We start from the raw sequence: 17,333 nt of genomic DNA, 5'->3' as shown, positions 1-17,333 counted from the left end.
GTCCGGCTTCACGCTGAAGCCACACGCACGGCGCGTTAGCCTGGAATCGTGGCTTCCGATCTCACCGAATTCGACGCAGTGATCTTCGACTTCTCCGGCACGCTGTTCCGGCTCGAGGAGGACGACAGCTGGATGGCCGACCTCACCGACCACGACGGTGAACCGTTCGACCTGCACCAGCAGGCCGAGTTGATGCGGCGCATGACGGCGCCGGTCGGTCAGACCGTCGAGATGGACGCCGCCGAACACCACGCGTGGACCAACCGCGACCTCGACCCGCGGTTCCACCGGCAGGCGTACCTCGACGTGCTGCGCAAGTCCGGGGTCGCGCACGAGGACCAGGCGGTCGGGCTGTACGAGCGGGTGATCGACCCGGGATGCTGGAGCGCATACCCCGACACCGCGGAAGTGCTTGCGTCGCTGAAGGACCGTGGAATCAAGGTCGCGGTGCTGAGCAACATCGCGTTCGACATCCGGCCCGCGTTCGCGGATCTGGGAGTCGAGCACCTCGTCGACGCGTTCGTGCTGTCGTTCGAGGTGGGCGCGTTCAAACCGGACCCGAAGATCTTCGAGCATGCCCTCGCCGCACTCGGTTCCGAGCCCGGGCGCACCCTGATGATCGGCGACAGCGAGGAAGCCGACGGCGCCGCGCGGAACGTGGGCTGCGCGTTCGCGCTCGTCGAACCCGTCCCCCTCGCGGAGCGCCCGGACGGTCTCCGGAATGCATTGAGTGCCTTCGGCCTGTGAGTACTTATTAACGTCGGGCGGTTAACAAGTACTCACGGGCGCGGAGCGCACAAGCCGCGACCGGTGACGAGCGGCAGGTCCAGTGCGGTCACCAGCCCGGGCTTCGCCTCGACCACCGCCTGCACCGAATTCACCAGACGCATCGCGGTGACGATCATCCCCGACACATTGTGGTCGCCGTGCTCGCCGTGGTGGTCGAATTCGAGCGTCATCATCGGTTCGCCCGTGATGTCGATGCGGTAGCACCCGTCGCCGCGGGTGGGTTTCGGCCAGTCCGGTTGCTGGCCGGGGTGGGTGCGGGTGATGTGCTCGAGCACCACGCGCGGCACCCCGTCGACCGTGCCGACTACTTCGAACCGCACCGTCGCCACCGTTCCCTTCGCGATGTGGCACGACAGGATGTCCAGGTCTTCCTCGGCGGGGATGCGTTCGAACTTCTCGACCAGCGGTTCGTCGAGGGTGAGGTCCAGTCCCGAGGCGATCTGGCGGACGACGCTCCCCCACGCCAGCGACAGCACGCCCGGCTGGAACAGCATCGGCGTCTCGTCGACGGGTTTGCCGAAGCCGAAGATCTCGCTCATCACCACCGGCTGGTAGTAGGTGGAGTAGTCGGCGATCTCGGAGCAGCGCACCTCGTCGATCCGCTGCGACAGGCTCGTCATGGCCAGCGGGAGAACGTCGTTCGCGAACCCCGGATCGATACCGTTGACGTGGAGACTCGCGCCTCCCTGTTCGCCGGCGCTCCGGAGGCGGTCGACGAGTTCGTCCGGGACCACCCCGATGGGGTACTGCAACAGAACCGGCCCCGACGACACCACGTTGATGCCCGCCTCGAGGAAGGAGATCAGGTCCTCGATGGCGTCGAAGATGCGGTCGTCCGTCATCGCGGTGTGCACTATGCAGTCCGGTTTCAGCGCGAGAAGTGCGGCTTTGTCGCCGGTCGCCGTCACCCCGAGGTCGCGGCCGAGTCCCGCCAGTTCGCCGGCGTCATTCCCGACCTTTGCCGGGTCGGACACCCACACGCCGACCAATTCGAGGTCGTCGCGGGCGTCGATGCCTGCGATGGCGTGACGCCCGACCGTACCGGTGGACCATTCGACGACGCGGTAGCTCATGAGTTCTCTCCTCGTTCCAGAAGCAGTACCCCTCCCGCGAATGTAACAGGTTCTAGCGCTCCGACCTGTGAGTACTTATTAACCGCCGGCGGTTAACAAGTACTCACGGGGCGAAGCCACTACCAGATCACCACCCGTTCGTCGCCCTCGTGCACCAGCGGGGATCCCGGCGGGCAGTCGAAGGATTCCCCGAATCCCGGGACATTCGCGACGACCCCATTGACGCGAAGATCCGACGGCGCGTGCGGGTCGCTGCTCAGCTGGGTGATCAGGGCCTCGTCGCGGGTCTTCTCGCGCCACACCCGGGCGTAGTTGAGGAAGAACCGCTGACCGGGCGTGTAGCCGTCGATCTTCTCCTCCGCCGACCCGGGGTCGGAATCGAGCGCGGCCTGCAGTGCGTCGTACGACGCGTTGACGCCGCCCAGGTCGGCGATGTTCTCCCCGAGCGTCAGGTTGCCGTTGACGTGGATGTCGGGCCGGCCGGGGATCGGGGCGTAGCCGTCGAACTGGTCGACGAGTTTCTCCGTCCGGGCCGCGAACTGTTCGCTGTCCGCGGGGGTCCACCAGTTCACGTTGTTACCTTTGCCGTCGAATTGGCTGCCCTGGTCGTCGAACCCGTGGGTGGCCTCGTGCCCGATGACGGAGCCGATGCCGCCGAAGTTGAGGGCGTCGTCGGCGTTCGGGTCGAAGAACGGGGCCTGCAGGATCGCGGCGGGGAAATTGATCGTGTTGTCGCTCGGGCTGTAATACGCGTTGACGGTCTGTGGGGTCATCGCCCACTGCGTGCGGTCGGACGGTTTCCCGATCTTCGCCAGATCGTAGGCGTGATTGAACTTGTCGGCTGCGGCGAGATTGCCGAAGTAGTCGCCGCGGCTGATCTGCAAACCGGACCAGTCGCGCCACGTGTCGGGGTAGCCGATCTTGGGGACCAGTTGCGACCACTTGTCGAGTGCCTTCTGCTTGGTTTCCGGACTCATCCAGTCCACGTTCTCGATGCGCACCTTCAGCGCGTCGAGGACGTGCCGGACGAGTTGCTGGGCGCGGTCCTTCGCTGCCGGGTCGAACGCCTCCTGCACGTACAGTTCGCCCATCGCCTCACCCATCGCGGTGTTCACGTCCGCGACGGCAGTCTTCCAGCGGGGTTTCTGCGCGGTGCTGCCCGAGATCTGCTTGTCGAATGCGAATTGGTTGTCCCGAAACGGCTTCGACAGCCGCTCGGCCGAGCGGGACACCACCTGTGCGCGCAGGTAGGACTTCCACTGGTCGACGGGAGCGCGTTCCAGGAGTTCGTTCACGCGAGTGAAGTAGGGGGTGGCGGCGAGGGAGAATCCCGCGTCGGGCGAGACGCCCTGCGCGGCGAGGTACTGCCGCCAGTCGAATGCCGGCGTCGTCGCGTTCGCCTGATCCACGGTGACGAGGTTGTACTGCGTCGCGGGATCGCGTGCCTGTTCGGGTGACAGCGACGCGTCCGCCAGCGCCTTCTCGAGTTCGACGGCCTGATCGGCCTGCGCCGCGTCGGCGCCGATCAGGTCGAGTGACGTTCCGAGGTAGCTGCGGTAGGCATCGAGGATCGGTGCGTACTGCGGGTCGCTGTAGTAGTCCTTGGACGGCAACGAGATTCCGGTCGGGGCGACGAATCCGATCTGCTTCGTCGCATCCCGGTAGTCGGCGCCCGCGGTGAGGCCGAAGACGATCGATCCGCCGTCCGCGGCATCCTCGGTGAGAAATGTCGCGACGTCCGCAGCGGATCCGATGGCATCGATCCGAGCCAACTCCGGTTGCAGCGGGGCGACACCGGCTGCATCGATGGACTTCTCGTCCATCGCCGACTCGTAGAGCGCGCCGATCTTGGACCGGTCCGAATTGGCGTCCTCACTCCCGAGCGTCTCCGCGGCGTCCTGGGCGATCCCCCGCTGCGTCTCCAGACTCTCGTCGCGCAGCTGGTTGAAGACGCCGTACCCGGATTCGTCGTCCGGGATCGGGGTCTCCGCGAGCCAGGTGTCGTTGACCATCCCGTAGAGGTCGTCACAGGGGTTGATCGCGGAGTCCAGTTCGGTGGTGTCGAACGCGGTGTCCGAGGCCGGCGGCGACGAGCAACTCGCGACGCCCATCGTCAGGGCCGCCCCCGTCGCCACTACCGCGAACCATCGTCTGCGCCCGAACTGCACCAGTCTCTCTTCCGTCGTCCCGTATTCGCCGTCCCTTCCAACGTACGCATTTAAGCTGGGTCGATGAGCGAGGCCGGCGCGCAACGAGTGGGTGCTCTCGACGTCGTGGCGTTCGCCTGCGAGATGGCGATGCTGGTCCTGCTTGCCGTCGCGGGGTGGTCGCTCGCGAACTCGACGGTCGTGCAGGTGGTACTCGCGGTGCTCCTCCCAGTGGCAGCGGCCGTGATCTGGGGCGTCGCGATGGCCCCGAAATCGACCCGACGACTACCCAACCCCGCGCGACTGGTCGCCCAGACCGCACTGTTCGCGGTCACCGGCGTGCTCGTCGCATTCGCCGGTCACCCGTGGTGGGGGCTGGTCTTCGCCGTCGTGGCGACGGCGACATTCGCGGCGCGCTTACGCACGCCGGAGTAGAGGACTACCAGCGGTACCCGAGCAGGCCGAGAACGAATTCGAGCCAGTCGGGCAGTCCGGGGTCGCGGAACATCGAGGACCTCCTCCGCACAGGGAAACGGTGTCGCACCGTCTATCGGCCGGGACGACCCCGGCGTTAAAGCGGCGTCCTGTCGTGATTTACAAATTACTAATTTTGTCTAGACCTTGGATCCAAGTCCGTGTACTGTCCAAGGGAGAGTGAGCTGGTTCATACCGCGACAGCTACTGGACGAGGAGGTTCGGACCGTGACGACGTCGGATATCGGCAGGACGACAGAGGAAGCACCCCCGGAAGCCTGGCGCGACCGCAAGCGCTACCTGTGGCTGATGGGGTTGATACCCCCGACCGCACTGTTCCTCGCCGCGGGGCTGGTGTGGGCCTTCAACCAACTCGGATGGTCGGCGGTGGCTCCGGTGTGGTGGTGGATCGGCGCGCTGTTGCTGTTCATCGTGCTCCCGATCCTCGACAGGTTCTTCGGACCCGACGGTCAGAACCCGCCAGAGGAAGTGATGGAACAGCTCGAGAACGACAGGTACTACCGGTACTGCACGTACGTGTTCATCCCGTTCCAGCTGGCGAGCCTGGTGTTCGCGTGCTACCTCTGGTCGGCGGACAGCCTGTCCTGGCTCGGCATCGACGGCGGCCTCGGACTGGTCTCGAAGATCGGTGTCGCGTTCAGCGTCGCCGTCATGGGCGGCATCGGCATCAACACCGCCCACGAGATGGGTCACAAGAAGACCGACCTCGAACGCTGGCTGGCCAAGATCACTCTCGCGCAGACCTTCTACGGCCACTTCTACATCGAGCACAATCGCGGCCATCACGTGCGGGTCGCGACCCCCGAGGACCCGGCGAGTTCCCGGTTCGGAGAAAGCTTCTGGGCGTTCCTCCCCCGCAGCGTGTGGGGCAGCCTGAAGTCGTCGTGGGAGCTGGAGAAGACCCGGATGCACCGACTCGGCAAGAGCACGTGGAGCATTCACAACGACGTGCTCAACGCGTGGCTCATGTCGGTGGTGCTGTTCGGCGCACTCATCGCGATATTCGGTCCGGTCGTCATCCCGTTCCTGATCATCCAGGCCGTCTACGGTTTCTCGCTCCTCGAAACGGTCAACTACCTCGAGCACTACGGCCTGATGCGTCAGAAGACCGCCAGCGGCCGCTACGAGCGTTGCGCGCCCGTACACAGCTGGAACTCCGACCACATCGTGACCAACATCTTCCTGTACCACCTGCAGCGCCACAGCGACCATCACGCGAACCCGACTCGGCGGTACCAGACGCTGCGGAGCATGGACGGCGCCCCCAACCTGCCCAGCGGCTACGCCAGCATGATCACGCTCGCGTACTTCCCGCCGCTGTGGCGCAAGGTGATGGACCATCGGGTGCTCGACCACTACGACGGCGACATCACCCGCGTGAACATCCAACCCGGCAAACGCGAGAAGGTTCTGGCCAAGTACGACGGCGGAGTTCGGTGATGGCCGCCTACCAGTGCCCGGTCTGCGACTACGTCTACGACGAAGCGTCCGGCGCACCCCGTGAAGGATTCCCCGCCGGCACCCCGTGGGCCGATGTGCCCGACGACTGGTGCTGCCCCGATTGCGGGGTCCGCGAGAAGATCGATTTCGAAACGAAGGTGGCATGACATGAGTACCGATTTCAAGCTTTTTCGCTGTGCCCAGTGCGGATTCGAGTACGACGAGGCCGAGGGCTGGCCGGAGGACGGCATCGAGCCGGGCACCCGGTGGGACGACATTCCCGACGACTGGTCGTGCCCCGACTGCGGCGCCGCCAAGGCCGACTTCGACATGGTCGAGGTCAGCCGGGCATGAGTGCGGTGCCGAATCCGTCCACCGAACTGTCGACGGTGGTCATCGTCGGGTCGGGTGTCGCGGGGGCAAGCGCCGCGCAGACGCTCCGCTCGGAAGGTTTCCGCGGGCGCGTCGTCCTGATCGGAGACGAACCCTCGCCGCCGTATCGGCGCCCGACGGTGTCGAAGGACCTCCTGTCGGGTGCCACGGCCGCGGAGAAGACCGCGCTGAAGCCGGACTCGTTCTGGACAGAGCAGGACATCGAATTGGTTACCGGGGCAACGGCGGTCGAACTCGACGTACGACGGAAGGTGTTGACGCTCTCGTCCGGCGAGACACTGCATTTCAGTGCTCTGCTGCTCGCGACCGGTGGCCGGGCGCGCCGACTCGACGGCGTCTCCGGCGCAAATGTCTTCACCCTTCGGTCGATGGCTGATACGGATTCGCTCCGGGAGTCGATTCGACGCACCGGTTCCCTGCTCGTGATCGGCGGAGGCCTCATCGGATGCGAGGTCGCCGCAACGGCGCGGTCGCTGGGCGCGGACGTCACCGTTCTCGAACGGGACCCGTCGCTCCTCAGTCGCATCGTGCCGCCGGACGTCTCGACGATGATCGCCTCCCTACACTCCGAGAACGACGTGGACGTCTGCACGAACGTCGCGCTCGCCTCGCTCGACGTGGGCGACGACGGCGCCGCCCTGGCCACCGCGGCCGATGGTCGCACCTGGAGTGCCGGGACCGTCCTCGTGTCGGTCGGCACCGTTCCCGAGGTGTCGCTTGCCGTCGCGGCGGGACTGCGCGTCCACAACGGCATCACCGTCGACGGGATGTTCCGCACGTCGGCCGACGGCGTCTTCGCCGCCGGCGACGCAGCCAACATACCGGGCGCGCGTGACACCGAACGGTATCGCTCCGAACACTGGAACGGCGCTCAGGCACAGGGGATTGCCGCCGCGCACTCCATCCTCGGCAATCCCACACCGTTCACGGACGTTCCGTGGGGGTGGTCCACGCAGTACGGCCACACCGTGCAGTTCGCAGGCGCAACCCGTGTCGACGACGACTATGTGGTCCGCGGTTCGATCGCGGACCGCGATTTCACGGCGGTCGCGATGCGCGAGGGCACACCGGTAGGGGCCATCGCCGTGGGCCGTCCGAAAGACCTCCGGACCCTGCGCACGATGATCGCCCGGGGCGGCACGGTCGACCGCGCCGCGTTGGCTGACGAGTCGGTCGCCCTGGCGGACGTGCCCGCCCGTGAGCGGGAAGGCTTGGTAACACCCGCCCGCTAGCATCGATCTCATGTCCGCACACGATCGCGCCGAACGACAGAGCCGGTACCGGCTCGCCGCGACGTCGCTGATGCGGGAGACAACCCTCGATGCGCTGCGGGAACTGCTCCTCGAACGTCCGTGGCCGACGATCACCATGACCGACGTCGCGGCCGCTGCAGGCATGAGCAGGCAGACGATCTACAAGGAGTTCCGCTCGCGGCGCGGCCTTGCGGAGGGATACGCCCTGCGGTTGACCGACAGCCTCGTCACCGTCATCGAGTCCGCGTTGTACGACAACCCCGACGACGTGACAACCGCTCTGCGGCAAGGCTATGCGACGTTCTTCGCACTCAGCGGCGCCGATCCCCTGGTGTTGTCGCTGCACCAGGGGCAGGCGCCCGAGGATCTGCTGCGCCTGATCACCACGGACAGCGACATCATCATCCGTCCCGCGGCCGAGCGGCTCGCCGAGACGTTGCAGCGGTCGTGGGTGAACGCCTCCCCCGAAGACGCGGACATCCTCGCGCACGCCATCGTCCGGCTTGCGTTGAGTTTCATCGCCAACCCGCCGGAAGACACCGCGACGGCATCGGCGAACACCGCCCGGCTCTTCGCCCCCTTCCTACGGCGGCTCCGCCACCCGTGAGTACTTATTAACGTCGGGCGGTTAATAAGTACTCACGGGTGCGCGGCGCATCACCGCGACCAGGTCGCGGGCGATCTCGGCCAGCTTGCCTTCGCCCTGTTCTTCTACCGCGAACTCGTTCTGCGCGACAGCGTCGTAGAACGCGAGTTCGTTCTCGTCCAGAGGGGGCGAGAAGTTCTTTCCCCGGTCCGACTCCGCCACCACTTCCTTCGCGACCTCGACGAGCGCCGCGATCACTTCCGCGGAAGTGAGCTGAATGTTTGTGTGAGAACCTCACCTGATTCGACGGAGGCAGCCATGAGCTGGCGCAGTGCCCGCCGGACGTCCTCCGGCAACGCCTCGCCGCGGGCATTCCGCGCCTCCGCGTCCCACTTCGCCATGTATACGCGCACTTCTTCGAAGGAGGCGGCGGATGCCGGCTCCCGCAGTTCCTCACGATCACCGCAGATTACCCACACGCGGCACAGCTGGGACGAGAACTTGCGGAAACCACGCTCGCACAGCGCACTCGGGAAGCCCTGCCCCACGCGGGATTCGATTCACCCGCCGGCTCGACGTCGCCGATCTGGAACAAGCTCCGGTGGGCGACGGGGTGGAGTCCTCGACCGCAGTCAGCGAGGGAAGTGGCAGCAGTTTCGCTGCGTCACCCCGCCTTCAAACGTCAGTTTGTCTGTCGAGGATTCGCTCGATTGCCTCGCGCAGCTGAGGCAAATAGTTGATGACTATGCCTTCGACAATCGACTGATTCACCCGGAAGTACTCGTGGATCGCGAGGTTTCGAACTCCGGAGATCTTGTGCCATTCGATCTCCGGCGTCTTCGCCTTCGTTTCCGGATCGAGTCGATTGGCGGCCTCCCCGATGACCTCGAGCTGGCGCACGATCGCGTCGTGCGCCATGTCGCGGTCGTCACCCGACATTTTGGGTAGTACCGCATCGCTGCCCCGATGGCGCCAAGGATGTCCTGGAGTGGTCGCGGTCTGCCCTACTCACACGTCGACCATGTCGGTTCGCGCCGTATCGGAAACTGCGTCCTTGGCTACCCCACGCGCAACGACGTCCACCTTGGTTCCCAGCAAACCGGACAGTTCGTCGGCTAGGCCGAGCATCGAAACAACCTGCTCGTAGTCTGGAGCATCGATAGTGACCATCAAGTCGATGTCACTGTCAGCCCCCGCGTCGCCTCGTGCAACGGACCCGAACAACTTGACATCGAATGCACCGTACTTCGCGAAGACCCGCCGCACCTCGTCGCGATGTGCGGTCAAGACTGCTCGCAGCCGTTCACTGTGGGGGGTCGGTCCAGCCATGTCGACGTCCTTCCACAGTAGGCACCCGCTTCCACGGTACTTTCATCCACGCGACTGTGACTACGTCTTCACCGCACTCGACCTACTCTCGAACGGATGCGCCGTTCCAGTTCACCACGTGCATCCGGCGCGAAAGTCGTGCACTGTGCCGATGGTGCGATTCCCGGCACCCCAACTTTCGCACGCGAGGGCCTGCAACCGCACTGACTCGTCGAATGAGCGAGGAGTTCAGTCGACAAAGGCTCGATCTTCTCGCCAATCGGCTCGCCGTCGTCCTCAACCGCGTCAGCACCGACGTACCGTCCGGGAGTCAGCGCGTAGTCAGCTTCCTTGATCTCAGCGAGCGAAGCCGAATCCGAATGCTCGCCGCGATCCACATTTGCACAGCAAGCATGGTTGGCGGCACTTGATCGACGCGATCTCATTCACACGTTGCTACTGCAGAAGTCGCGTCCGGGTAGGAGCACGAACCAGTTACTCGCCGCCGTTCTGGGTCCGACAAGTCTCAGCACCCTGCGCGCGTCACTTGGATTCAGCAGCAGGAGGATTCGCGCGTGCGGCTCCGCCACCCGTGAGTACTTATTAACGTCGGGCGGTTAATAAGTACTCACGGGCGCGTCAGCGCAAAGGAGTGCCGACATAGTTCTCCGCGATGAGGGCGCGGCCTGCGGCGGAGCGGGTGACCATGTCGAGTTCGGCGACCTGCCGTTTGTGGCCGAATCCGGTGTCGTCGGGGAGGCGGTGCAGCATCGAGGACATCCACCAGGAGAAGTGCTGGGTCCGCCAGACGCGCGGGAGGACGCTGTCGGTGTAGCCGTCGAGTCCGGCGCGGCTGCGGGTGGCGAAGTACTCGGACATCGCCTCGGACAGGAAGTAGACGTCGGCGATGGCGAGGTTCATGCCCTTCGCGCCGGTGGGGGGCACGGTGTGGGCGGCGTCGCCGGCGAGGAAGAGGTTGCCGTGCTGCATGGGTTCGCACACGAAGCTGCGGAACTGGAGGATCGACTTCTGGAAGATCTTGCCGTCCTTGATTTCCGCGCCTTCGCCGTCGACGCGGGCGTGCAGTTCCGACCAGATGCGGTCGTCGGACCAGTTGTCGACGGAGTCGTCGGGGTCGACCTGCAGGTAGTGCCGCTGGACGTCGGGGGTGCGGGTGCTGATGAGGGCGAAGCCGCGCGGGTGGTTGGCGTAGATCAGTTCCTCGGAGGACGGCGGGGCCTCGGCGAGGATGCCGAACCAGGCGAACGGGTACTGCCGGAAGTGGTCGGTGCGGACGGTGGTCTCGGGGATGAGGCGGCGGGTGGAGGTGCGGGAGCCGTCGCAGCCGGCGACGAGTGCGCACGTCAGGGTCTGCTCGTTGCCGTCGGCGTCGACATAGGTGATCTTGGGGTTGTCGGTGGTGTGGGCGTGCACCTGCACGTCGGAGACGCCGAAGCGGATGTCGCCGTCGTCGTCGAGTCGGCGGGCGATGAGGTCTTTGAGGACCTCGTGCTGCGGGTAGACGGTGACGGCGCGGCCGTTCGTCAGTTCGTCGAAGTCGATGCGGTGGCCGCGGCCGCCGAATCGCAGTTCGATGCCGTGGTGGGTGAGCCCTTCACGCTTGACGCGGTCGCCGAGTCCGGTGTCGACCATGAGGTCGACGGTGTTCTGCTCGAGCACACCGGCCCGGATGGTGCCCTCCACCTCCTCGCGGGTGCGGCTTTCGAGCACGACGGAATCGATGCCCTTCAGGTGCAGGAGATGGGAGAGCATCAGTCCTGCGGGGCCCCCGCCGACGATCCCGACCTGTGTGTTCATGAGCTGACTCCTCGCGTAGTTCGTGACACCAGTCACTGTGCTGCGCGGCGTGTGATCGCAACACCCCCGCTTTCACTGAGTGAAAGACGAGCTACGCGACGCCCCGGGAAATGCCCCGCGCCGCCGCCCGCACGGCGGGGATCAGGGGTGCGGGATCCTTCTCCGCCGGAACCACGACGGACACGGCGGCCACCACCTCCCCCGTCGACCGCGACACCGGCGCAGCCACGGCCAGCGTTCCGACGTTGAGGTGTTCGCGGCACGTGACCCACCCGGTCCGGCGAATGTCGTCGAGGGTGCTGCGCAGGCGGTGTTCGGTGGTGATGGTCGACGGGGTGAATCGTTCGAGGCCCGCCGCGAGGACGTCGTCGAGCAGGGCCGTGCCACCGAACGCCAACAGCACGAGACCGCCGCTCGACGCGTGCAGCGGCAACCGGCCACCTGCCCTGCCGACGACGGTCACGGCCCCGCGCGCCGACAGCCGTTCGATGTACAGCGCCTCGAGATCCTCCCGGACCACGAGTTGCACGTTCTCCCGTGTCGCCTCGTACAGGTCCTCGAGGTACGGCAACGCCACTTGCCGCAGCCCGTGGGCGCGGGGCGCGAGCGCACCCAACTCCCACAGCCGCACCCCGATCTCGTAGTGCCCGTCGTCGACGCGTTCGAGCGCACCGTTCGCGACCAGCTGACGGCACAGCCGGTGCACGGTCGGCAGCGGCAGTCCGGTGCGACGGCTCAGCTCCGACTGCGACAGCCGCGGGCGTTCCGACGTGAACGACCCCAGCACCAGGAAGGCCCGTCCCAGCATGCTCCGGTCGTCTTCGGACATGCCGTCAGTATCCCGGTCACCACCAGCGGGTGGCCATGCCGACCTGCCGGTCGAGTTCGGGGGCGAGGCTCCGGACGTACGTCGCCGAGAGGTGGTGCGAATCGTGGTAGACGAGGATGTTTCCCTGCACCGCACGGCAGATCGCCACGTCACAGACGGCGTCGGTGAGGTCGAGCGGATGCACCGACGGCAGGTCGCGGGCCGCCTCGACCGTCGGATTGTCCGGGGCCAGTACGTCGTCGCGGGGCAGTCCGCAACCGTCGGGGTCGCCGCCGCCGGCCAGGCAGTCGACGGCCGAATACGGGACGCCGTCGTGGTGTAGCCACGGGGTGTCGCGGATGCCGAGGAACGGGAGCCCGAAATCGGCGAGCCGCTCCCACAGGCCCACGTAGTCGTCGGGGGTGACGTCGCCTGCCCCCTCGTCGTTGGGCCTCGAGGACGTCGAGAACACCCAGTCCGGCCGGTGATCACGCAGCCGGTCGAGGACGTCGCGAGACCAGTCGCCGCAGTCGGGATACGGCTCGCCGGCGAGCAACGGGACGTCCGCGACGGTCAGCGGGCACCCCATCTTCAGGTACGTCTCGACGCGGACGCCGCGCTGTTGTCCGATGCGGTCGAGCGCGGGCACCCAGTGTTCGGCGTGGGAACTGCCCACCACCGCGATTGTCCGATCGGCGGACACGTCGCCGTACACGCAGGTGACGACGTCGCGGGTGCTCAGATCGGAGATGCAGCCGTCGAGGGTCGGCTGCGGCAGGTCGCCCGGCGCCTCGAGCAGGGTGGGCCGCATGTCCGCGCGCGGCGAGAACAGACCGTCTGTCAGCGACGCCGCGCCGGGGTACAGCCAAGGGTCCAGCGCCCCGACCCGGGCGGTCGTCTCGGGGTTGCGGACGAGGTACGCGTGCCACCCGGACGCCGAGCCGACGACGGCGACGCCGAGGACCGCGACCAGGGCGGTGAGCGCGCGTCCCGGACGGGCCCCGCCCTGGAACCGCGCCTCGATCAGCCGCTGGGTGAGCCACGCCAGCACGAGCGACACGAGGATGACCGCGAGCCCGCCGAGCGCTCCGACCGCGGGCCGCTCCCGCCAGGTGAGGTAGAAGACGAGGATCGGCCAGTGCCACAGGTACAGCGAATAGGCGAGGCCACCGAGTTCGACGAACGGCCGGGACGCCAGCATCGTGACGACCCCCGGCTGGTCGGACGGGCCGGTTCCGGCGAGGATCAGCGCGACCGCCGCGACCACCGGGATCAGGGCCGCCGGTCCGGGGAACAGGGCGGCGCCGTCGACGAGGAATCCGCACCCGAGCACGATGGCGAATCCCGACACCGCGAGGACCACCCGCCACCCTCGGGGCAGGTCGACCCGGTGCACGACGAGCGCGAGCAGCGCACCCGCGAGCAACTCCCACAGTCGCGCGAACGTGTCGAAGTACGCCCACGACTGGCGGTCCTGCGACAGCGCCGCGGCGTACCCGAACGACACCAGGAACCCCGCACCGAGGATGCCGCCGAGCAGGGGCCGCACGAGACCGATCCGGCGCCGGCACGTCCAGGCCACCCACGCGACCACCGCGAGTGCGAGCACGTAGAACTGCCCCTGCACGGACATCGACCACAGGTGCTGCAGCGGACTGACGGAGGCGTCGGCGGCGGCGTAGTCGGACGCCGTCCGGGCCAGTTGCCAGTTCTGCATGTACAGCAGCGACGCGAGGAGTTGATCGGCGATCCCGGACCACTGGGTGAAGGGCCGTTGCACGACGGTGACGACGGCCGTCGCGGCCGTCACCACCACCAGGGCGGGCAGCAGTCGCCGGGCGGTGCGCCGCAGGACGGCGGGGATCGACGGGCCGGAATCCGCGCCCACCCGGCGCACGAGCATGCCGGTGAAGAAGAAGCCGGAGAGCACCAGGAAGATGTCGACGCCGCCGGACACCCGCCCGAACCACACGTGATAGACGACCACGAGCGCGATCGCGATACCGCGCAGTCCGTCGAGGTCGTACCGGTAGGCGCCGGCCGGCGACGGTGACGCGGCGCCGCGCGGACGGCCGGTAGCCACCTGGTGGTTGGTTCTCACAGTCCGTCCTGGCTCATCGACTCGGTACCCGGTCGATTATCCACACGGTGTTTACCAAGCCTTGACCAACCCGCGGTGATTTTGGGCGCACGCCCAAGGTCGCCGGACCGCCCCATGTGGAGTAGCCGTGTTTGACAGGCAACTATGGCGCGCCACACAATGAGTGCGCCTACAGAACCAGGGTTCGTATCGCGAACACCGCTCGAGTCGAGGACATCATGACCACTTCCCAACGAAGCGCCGCCCGCGCCTCCACCGCCCTCTGGGTCGCGCCCCTCTGCTGGGTGGCCGTGCTGCTCGACGGTTTCGACCTGGTCGTCCTCGGCGCCGTCATCCCCTCGCTCCGCGAATACAGCGACTGGAATCTGTCGACGGGTGCGATCACGTTCATCTCGACGTTCGGCCTGGTCGGCATGACCATCGGCGCGCTCGTCATCGGCACGCTCACCGACGTCATCGGACGCAGGCGCGCCCTGCTGTACGCGGTGGCCGCGTTCTCGGTCCTCACACTCCTCTGCGCGGTCGCGCCCAACCCGTTCCTGTTCGGACTGTTCCGCTTCCTCGCCGGGGTCGGTCTCGGCGGCGCGCTGCCGACCGCGCTCGCCCTGGTGAACGAATTCTCGAAGAAGCAGGGCGGCGGTTCCGCGTCGACTCTGCTGATGACCGGATATCACGTGGGTGCGGTCGCGACGGCGGCGCTGGCGATCGTCCTGATCGAACCGTTCGGCTGGCGTTCGATGTTCGTCGTCGGCGCCCTGCCCGCGGTGGTCCTGATTCCGCTGATGCTGCGGTACCTCCCCGAGTCGCCCTCCTACCTGCTGTCGCACGGCAAGCGCGCCGAGGCCGAGGCCATCGCGAAGCAGTACGGCCTGGAACTGGAAGCGGCCCCCGCCGCCGACGCCCCCGCCGCCGCCTCGGCCAACCCGGTGCGCGCCCTGTTCTCGCGGCCGTTCCTGCGCAACAGCATCGCCATCTGGGTCACCTCGTTCATGGGACTTCTGCTCGTCTACGGCCTCAACACGTGGCTGCCGACGATCATGCGCGAGGCGGGCTACGACCTCGGCGCGTCGCTGACGTTCCTGCTGATCCTCAACGCCGGCGCGGTGGTCGGACTGCTGATCGCGGGCGGCGTCGCCAACAAGATCGGTCCGCGCACCGCGGCCATCATCTGGTTCGCGGGTGCCGCAGTGTTCCTCGCCCTGCTTAGCGTCAAGGTGTCGTTCGGCATCTACGCCCTGGTGTTCCTCGCCGGCTGCTTTGTGTTCAGCGCACAGGTTCTCGTCTACGCGTTCACGAGCGCCAACCACCCGCCGCAGATCCGTGCGACCGCCCTCGGCTGGTCGGCCGGGGTGGGCCGGGTCGGCGCGATCTGCGGCCCGATCCTCGGCGGTGTCCTGCTCGGCGCCGGCTACGCGGTCCCGTGGGGCTTCTACGCATTCGCCCTGGTCGGGCTGTTCGGAGCGATCGCCATCTCGTCCACCAGGACGGTGCGCTGAACTCCTGACAGCGGTCCGATGAGTTTCGGGCGTAGGTGCGGTCTATATCGGCGAGGATGAACCGACGAGGACCCGCGAGAGGAATGCGCCATGAAACCCATCACCCCCTGTCTCTGGTTCGACACAAACGGCGAAGAGGCCGCGAAGTTCTACACCTCCCTGTTCCCGAACTCGCGGATCACGGAGGTCACCCACTACGGTCCGAACACTCCCGGCCCGGAGGGACAGGTGCTGACCGTGTCCTTCGAGATCAACGGACAGCCGTTCATCGCGCTCAACGGCGGCCCGCAGTTCACGTTCGACGAGGCCATCTCCTTCGAGATCCTGTGTGCCGATCAGGAAGAAGTGGACCGGTACTGGGACGCCTTCACCGACGGCGGCGAGGAAAGCCAATGCGGTTGGGTCAAGGACCGTTTCGGGGTGTCCTGGCAGGTGGTCCCGGAGCGGCTGTACGAACTCATGCGCGACCCCGACGACGCGAAGGCACAGCGTGCCATGCAGGCGATGCTGAAGATGCGCAAACTCGACGTCGCCGAACTCGAGAAGGCAGCCGAGCAGGCGTGACGCCTGCCGACGGGGAGGTGGACGGCATGACCGAAGACGGAAAGACTCACATCAACGGGGTGCACACGGTCGCGGTTCCCGTGACCGACCAGGATCGTGCACTCGAATTCTATGTGGGCACACTCGGTTTCGAGCGTCGCATGGATGCGGAGTTCAGCCCCGGCCAGCGCTGGGTGGAGGTGGCACCGCCGGGTTCGGCCACGTCGATCGCGCTCGTGCCGACCCGCGACGGTGTCCCGGCGGGCGTCGAAACCGGCATCCGGCTCACCACGTCGGACGCCGACGCCGACCATGCCACCCTGTCGGCGAGCGGCGTCGACGTGGATGCGGAGGTCCTGCGGATGGGCGACTACGTGCCGCCCATGTTCTACTTCCGCGATCCGGACGGCAACAGACTCGTCATCGTCGAAGTGGGCTGAGTTCCGCTCGGCACCGGCACCCCCGACGACAGGGTGAGCACGTGGTCGGCACGGTCCGCGTCGCGGGATTCGTGCGTGGCCGTCACGACGATCGCACCCCGCGCGGCCTCTTCTTCGACGACGTCGCCGATCACCGCGCGGGCGTGCGCGTCGAGTCCGGTTGTCGGCTCGTCGAGGAGCAGCAGGTCGCCGCGTTGCACGAGCGCCTGCGCGAGCAGGGCGCGCTGACGCTGCCCACCCGACAGCGCGCCGATCGGCCGCGCAGCGAGATCCGCGAGACCCAGCCTGTGCAGCGCCGCGTCGACGGCGTCCCGGTCGCCGCGGGTGAGCCGCCGCCACAATCCGCGCCGTTGCCAGGCCCCCATGGCCACCACCTCACGCACGGTCAACGGTAGCTGTTCACTCACCGCATTCCGTTGCGGCACATACGCCGTGCGCAGCCCGTCCGTGCCGTCGATCCGCCCCGACGTGACCCGCGCGATGCCGGCGAGGCACTGCAGGAGGGTCGACTTCCCCGAACCGTTGTGCCCCACGACGGCCGTGACGGTGCCCGGCGTGAGGCACACACTCACACCGTTCAACGCCGGGGTCGCACCGTATCGAACCGCGATTTCGCTTACGACAATCATTATCGTTAGATTAG

At 66.9% G+C, this 17,333-nt stretch carries 18 protein-coding genes and 2 pseudogenes; 10 read left to right on the top strand and 10 right to left on the bottom strand.

Going from position 1 to position 17,333, the window contains the following annotated elements:
* Positions 1 to 48: 48 nt before the first annotated feature.
* The gene (locus CA951_RS21870) at positions 49 to 747 is read left to right on the top strand and encodes an HAD family hydrolase (protein WP_087558814.1); all 699 of its coding nucleotides are present in this window, start codon (positions 49 to 51) and stop codon (positions 745 to 747) included.
* Positions 748 to 779: 32 nt separating this feature from the next.
* Here CA951_RS21870 and CA951_RS21865 read toward each other — a convergent pair whose 3' ends face one another.
* Positions 780 to 1,862: a diacylglycerol kinase gene (locus tag CA951_RS21865; protein ID WP_087558813.1), complete on the bottom strand. Its 1,083-nt coding sequence runs from the start codon at positions 1,860 to 1,862 to the stop codon at positions 780 to 782.
* 119 nt (positions 1,863 to 1,981) lie between these two features.
* On the bottom strand, positions 1,982 to 4,030 hold the full coding sequence (locus CA951_RS21860; protein WP_143543084.1) for a M13 family metallopeptidase: 2,049 nt from the start codon (positions 4,028 to 4,030) through the stop codon (positions 1,982 to 1,984).
* 63 nt (positions 4,031 to 4,093) lie between these two features.
* On the opposite strand from CA951_RS21860, the gene CA951_RS21855 reads away from it, so the two are divergent.
* The 6 genes from CA951_RS21855 to CA951_RS21830 all read left to right on the top strand — a co-directional run bounded on the left by CA951_RS21855 (position 4,094) and on the right by CA951_RS21830 (position 8,197).
* Positions 4,094 to 4,444 carry a YrdB family protein gene (locus tag CA951_RS21855; RefSeq protein ID WP_087558811.1) on the top strand — a complete coding sequence of 117 codons (351 nt, stop codon included), beginning with the start codon at positions 4,094 to 4,096 and terminating at the stop codon, positions 4,442 to 4,444.
* A gap of 267 nt (positions 4,445 to 4,711) precedes the next feature.
* Positions 4,712 to 5,944, top strand: coding sequence for an alkane 1-monooxygenase (locus CA951_RS21850; RefSeq protein ID WP_087558810.1), 1,233 nt, complete (start codon positions 4,712 to 4,714; stop codon positions 5,942 to 5,944).
* Entirely contained in the window at positions 5,944 to 6,111 is a 168-nt protein-coding gene (locus CA951_RS21845) for a rubredoxin (RefSeq protein WP_087558809.1), read from the top strand. The genes CA951_RS21850 and CA951_RS21845 overlap by 1 nt, the downstream gene beginning before the upstream one ends.
* A 1-nt stretch (position 6,112) precedes the next feature.
* Complete coding sequence (locus CA951_RS21840) at positions 6,113 to 6,298, top strand: rubredoxin (protein ID WP_012689462.1); 186 nt, start codon at positions 6,113 to 6,115, stop codon at positions 6,296 to 6,298.
* Positions 6,295 to 7,569 carry an NAD(P)/FAD-dependent oxidoreductase gene (locus tag CA951_RS21835; protein ID WP_087558808.1) on the top strand — a complete coding sequence of 425 codons (1,275 nt, stop codon included), beginning with the start codon at positions 6,295 to 6,297 and terminating at the stop codon, positions 7,567 to 7,569. Before CA951_RS21840 ends, CA951_RS21835 begins: the two co-directional genes overlap by 4 nt.
* 10 nt (positions 7,570 to 7,579) lie before the next feature.
* Positions 7,580 to 8,197 (top strand): TetR family transcriptional regulator, encoded by a 618-nt coding sequence (locus CA951_RS21830; RefSeq protein ID WP_143543083.1) that lies wholly within the window; start codon positions 7,580 to 7,582, stop codon positions 8,195 to 8,197.
* Positions 8,198 to 8,239: 42 nt separating this feature from the next.
* On the opposite strand, the pseudogene CA951_RS45155 reads toward CA951_RS21830, so the two are convergent.
* From CA951_RS45155 to CA951_RS21800, 7 genes and pseudogenes are all read right to left on the bottom strand, one after another.
* A pseudogene (locus CA951_RS45155) lies at positions 8,240 to 8,685 on the bottom strand (type I restriction enzyme endonuclease domain-containing protein); the annotation flags it as partial.
* A 166-nt stretch (positions 8,686 to 8,851) separates the two neighbouring features.
* A complete protein-coding gene (locus CA951_RS21820; protein ID WP_179220269.1) occupies positions 8,852 to 9,094 on the bottom strand; it encodes a DUF86 domain-containing protein in 243 nt (80 codons plus the stop codon).
* Between the two features lie 90 nt (positions 9,095 to 9,184).
* Positions 9,185 to 9,505, bottom strand: a complete 321-nt coding sequence (locus CA951_RS21815; RefSeq protein ID WP_087558806.1) for a nucleotidyltransferase family protein — start codon at positions 9,503 to 9,505, stop codon at positions 9,185 to 9,187.
* Positions 9,506 to 9,616: 111 nt separating this feature from the next.
* A pseudogene (locus CA951_RS44425) lies at positions 9,617 to 9,858 on the bottom strand (hypothetical protein); the annotation flags it as partial.
* A gap of 265 nt (positions 9,859 to 10,123) precedes the next feature.
* Positions 10,124 to 11,302 carry a 4-hydroxybenzoate 3-monooxygenase gene (locus CA951_RS21810; protein WP_087558805.1) on the bottom strand — a complete coding sequence of 393 codons (1,179 nt, stop codon included), beginning with the start codon at positions 11,300 to 11,302 and terminating at the stop codon, positions 10,124 to 10,126.
* A gap of 91 nt (positions 11,303 to 11,393) precedes the next feature.
* Entirely contained in the window at positions 11,394 to 12,131 is a 738-nt protein-coding gene (locus CA951_RS21805; RefSeq protein ID WP_087558804.1) for an IclR family transcriptional regulator, read from the bottom strand.
* A 16-nt stretch (positions 12,132 to 12,147) separates the two neighbouring features.
* On the bottom strand, positions 12,148 to 14,211 hold the full coding sequence (locus CA951_RS21800; RefSeq protein ID WP_087558803.1) for an acyltransferase family protein: 2,064 nt from the start codon (positions 14,209 to 14,211) through the stop codon (positions 12,148 to 12,150).
* Positions 14,212 to 14,429: 218 nt separating this feature from the next.
* On the opposite strand from CA951_RS21800, the gene CA951_RS21795 reads away from it, so the two are divergent.
* The 3 genes from CA951_RS21795 to CA951_RS21785 all read left to right on the top strand — a co-directional run bounded on the left by CA951_RS21795 (position 14,430) and on the right by CA951_RS21785 (position 16,690).
* The gene (locus CA951_RS21795; protein WP_087558802.1) at positions 14,430 to 15,707 is read left to right on the top strand and encodes an aromatic acid/H+ symport family MFS transporter; all 1,278 of its coding nucleotides are present in this window, start codon (positions 14,430 to 14,432) and stop codon (positions 15,705 to 15,707) included.
* A gap of 90 nt (positions 15,708 to 15,797) precedes the next feature.
* Positions 15,798 to 16,271: a VOC family protein gene (locus tag CA951_RS21790; protein ID WP_087558801.1), complete on the top strand. Its 474-nt coding sequence runs from the start codon at positions 15,798 to 15,800 to the stop codon at positions 16,269 to 16,271.
* Positions 16,272 to 16,297: 26 nt separating this feature from the next.
* Positions 16,298 to 16,690, top strand: coding sequence for a VOC family protein (locus tag CA951_RS21785; RefSeq protein WP_087558985.1), 393 nt, complete (start codon positions 16,298 to 16,300; stop codon positions 16,688 to 16,690).
* Here CA951_RS21785 and aztA read toward each other — a convergent pair.
* Entirely contained in the window at positions 16,639 to 17,319 is a 681-nt protein-coding gene (gene aztA, locus CA951_RS21780) for a zinc ABC transporter ATP-binding protein AztA (RefSeq protein ID WP_087558800.1), read from the bottom strand. The genes CA951_RS21785 and aztA overlap by 52 nt on opposite strands.
* Between the last annotated feature and the right edge of the window lie 14 nt (positions 17,320 to 17,333).

Origin of the sequence: Rhodococcus sp. NCIMB 12038, from assembly GCF_002165735.1 — a bacterium.
In the GTDB taxonomy this organism is placed as follows: Bacteria; Actinomycetota; Actinomycetes; order Mycobacteriales; family Mycobacteriaceae; genus Rhodococcus_F.
The sequence above is the reverse complement of the archived record's forward strand: the minus strand, read 5'-3'. Positions and strand labels throughout refer to the sequence as shown.

Coding starts and splice junctions, on each gene's coding strand:
- CA951_RS21865 (WP_087558813.1), bottom strand. CDS start 1,862: ATGAGCTACCGCGTCGTCGAATGGTCCACCGGTACGGTCGGGCGTCAC.
- CA951_RS21855 (WP_087558811.1), top strand. CDS start 4,094: ATGAGCGAGGCCGGCGCGCAACGAGTGGGTGCTCTCGACGTCGTGGCG.
- CA951_RS21845 (WP_087558809.1), top strand. CDS start 5,944: ATGGCCGCCTACCAGTGCCCGGTCTGCGACTACGTCTACGACGAAGCG.
- CA951_RS21840 (WP_012689462.1), top strand. CDS start 6,113: ATGAGTACCGATTTCAAGCTTTTTCGCTGTGCCCAGTGCGGATTCGAG.
- CA951_RS21835 (WP_087558808.1), top strand. CDS start 6,295: ATGAGTGCGGTGCCGAATCCGTCCACCGAACTGTCGACGGTGGTCATC.
- CA951_RS21830 (WP_143543083.1), top strand. CDS start 7,580: ATGTCCGCACACGATCGCGCCGAACGACAGAGCCGGTACCGGCTCGCC.
- CA951_RS21820 (WP_179220269.1), bottom strand. CDS start 9,094: ATGGCGCACGACGCGATCGTGCGCCAGCTCGAGGTCATCGGGGAGGCC.
- CA951_RS21815 (WP_087558806.1), bottom strand. CDS start 9,505: ATGGCTGGACCGACCCCCCACAGTGAACGGCTGCGAGCAGTCTTGACC.
- CA951_RS21810 (WP_087558805.1), bottom strand. CDS start 11,302: ATGAACACACAGGTCGGGATCGTCGGCGGGGGCCCCGCAGGACTGATG.
- CA951_RS21805 (WP_087558804.1), bottom strand. CDS start 12,131: ATGTCCGAAGACGACCGGAGCATGCTGGGACGGGCCTTCCTGGTGCTG.
- CA951_RS21795 (WP_087558802.1), top strand. CDS start 14,430: ATGACCACTTCCCAACGAAGCGCCGCCCGCGCCTCCACCGCCCTCTGG.
- CA951_RS21790 (WP_087558801.1), top strand. CDS start 15,798: ATGAAACCCATCACCCCCTGTCTCTGGTTCGACACAAACGGCGAAGAG.
- CA951_RS21785 (WP_087558985.1), top strand. CDS start 16,298: ATGACCGAAGACGGAAAGACTCACATCAACGGGGTGCACACGGTCGCG.
- aztA (WP_087558800.1), bottom strand. CDS start 17,319: ATGATTGTCGTAAGCGAAATCGCGGTTCGATACGGTGCGACCCCGGCG.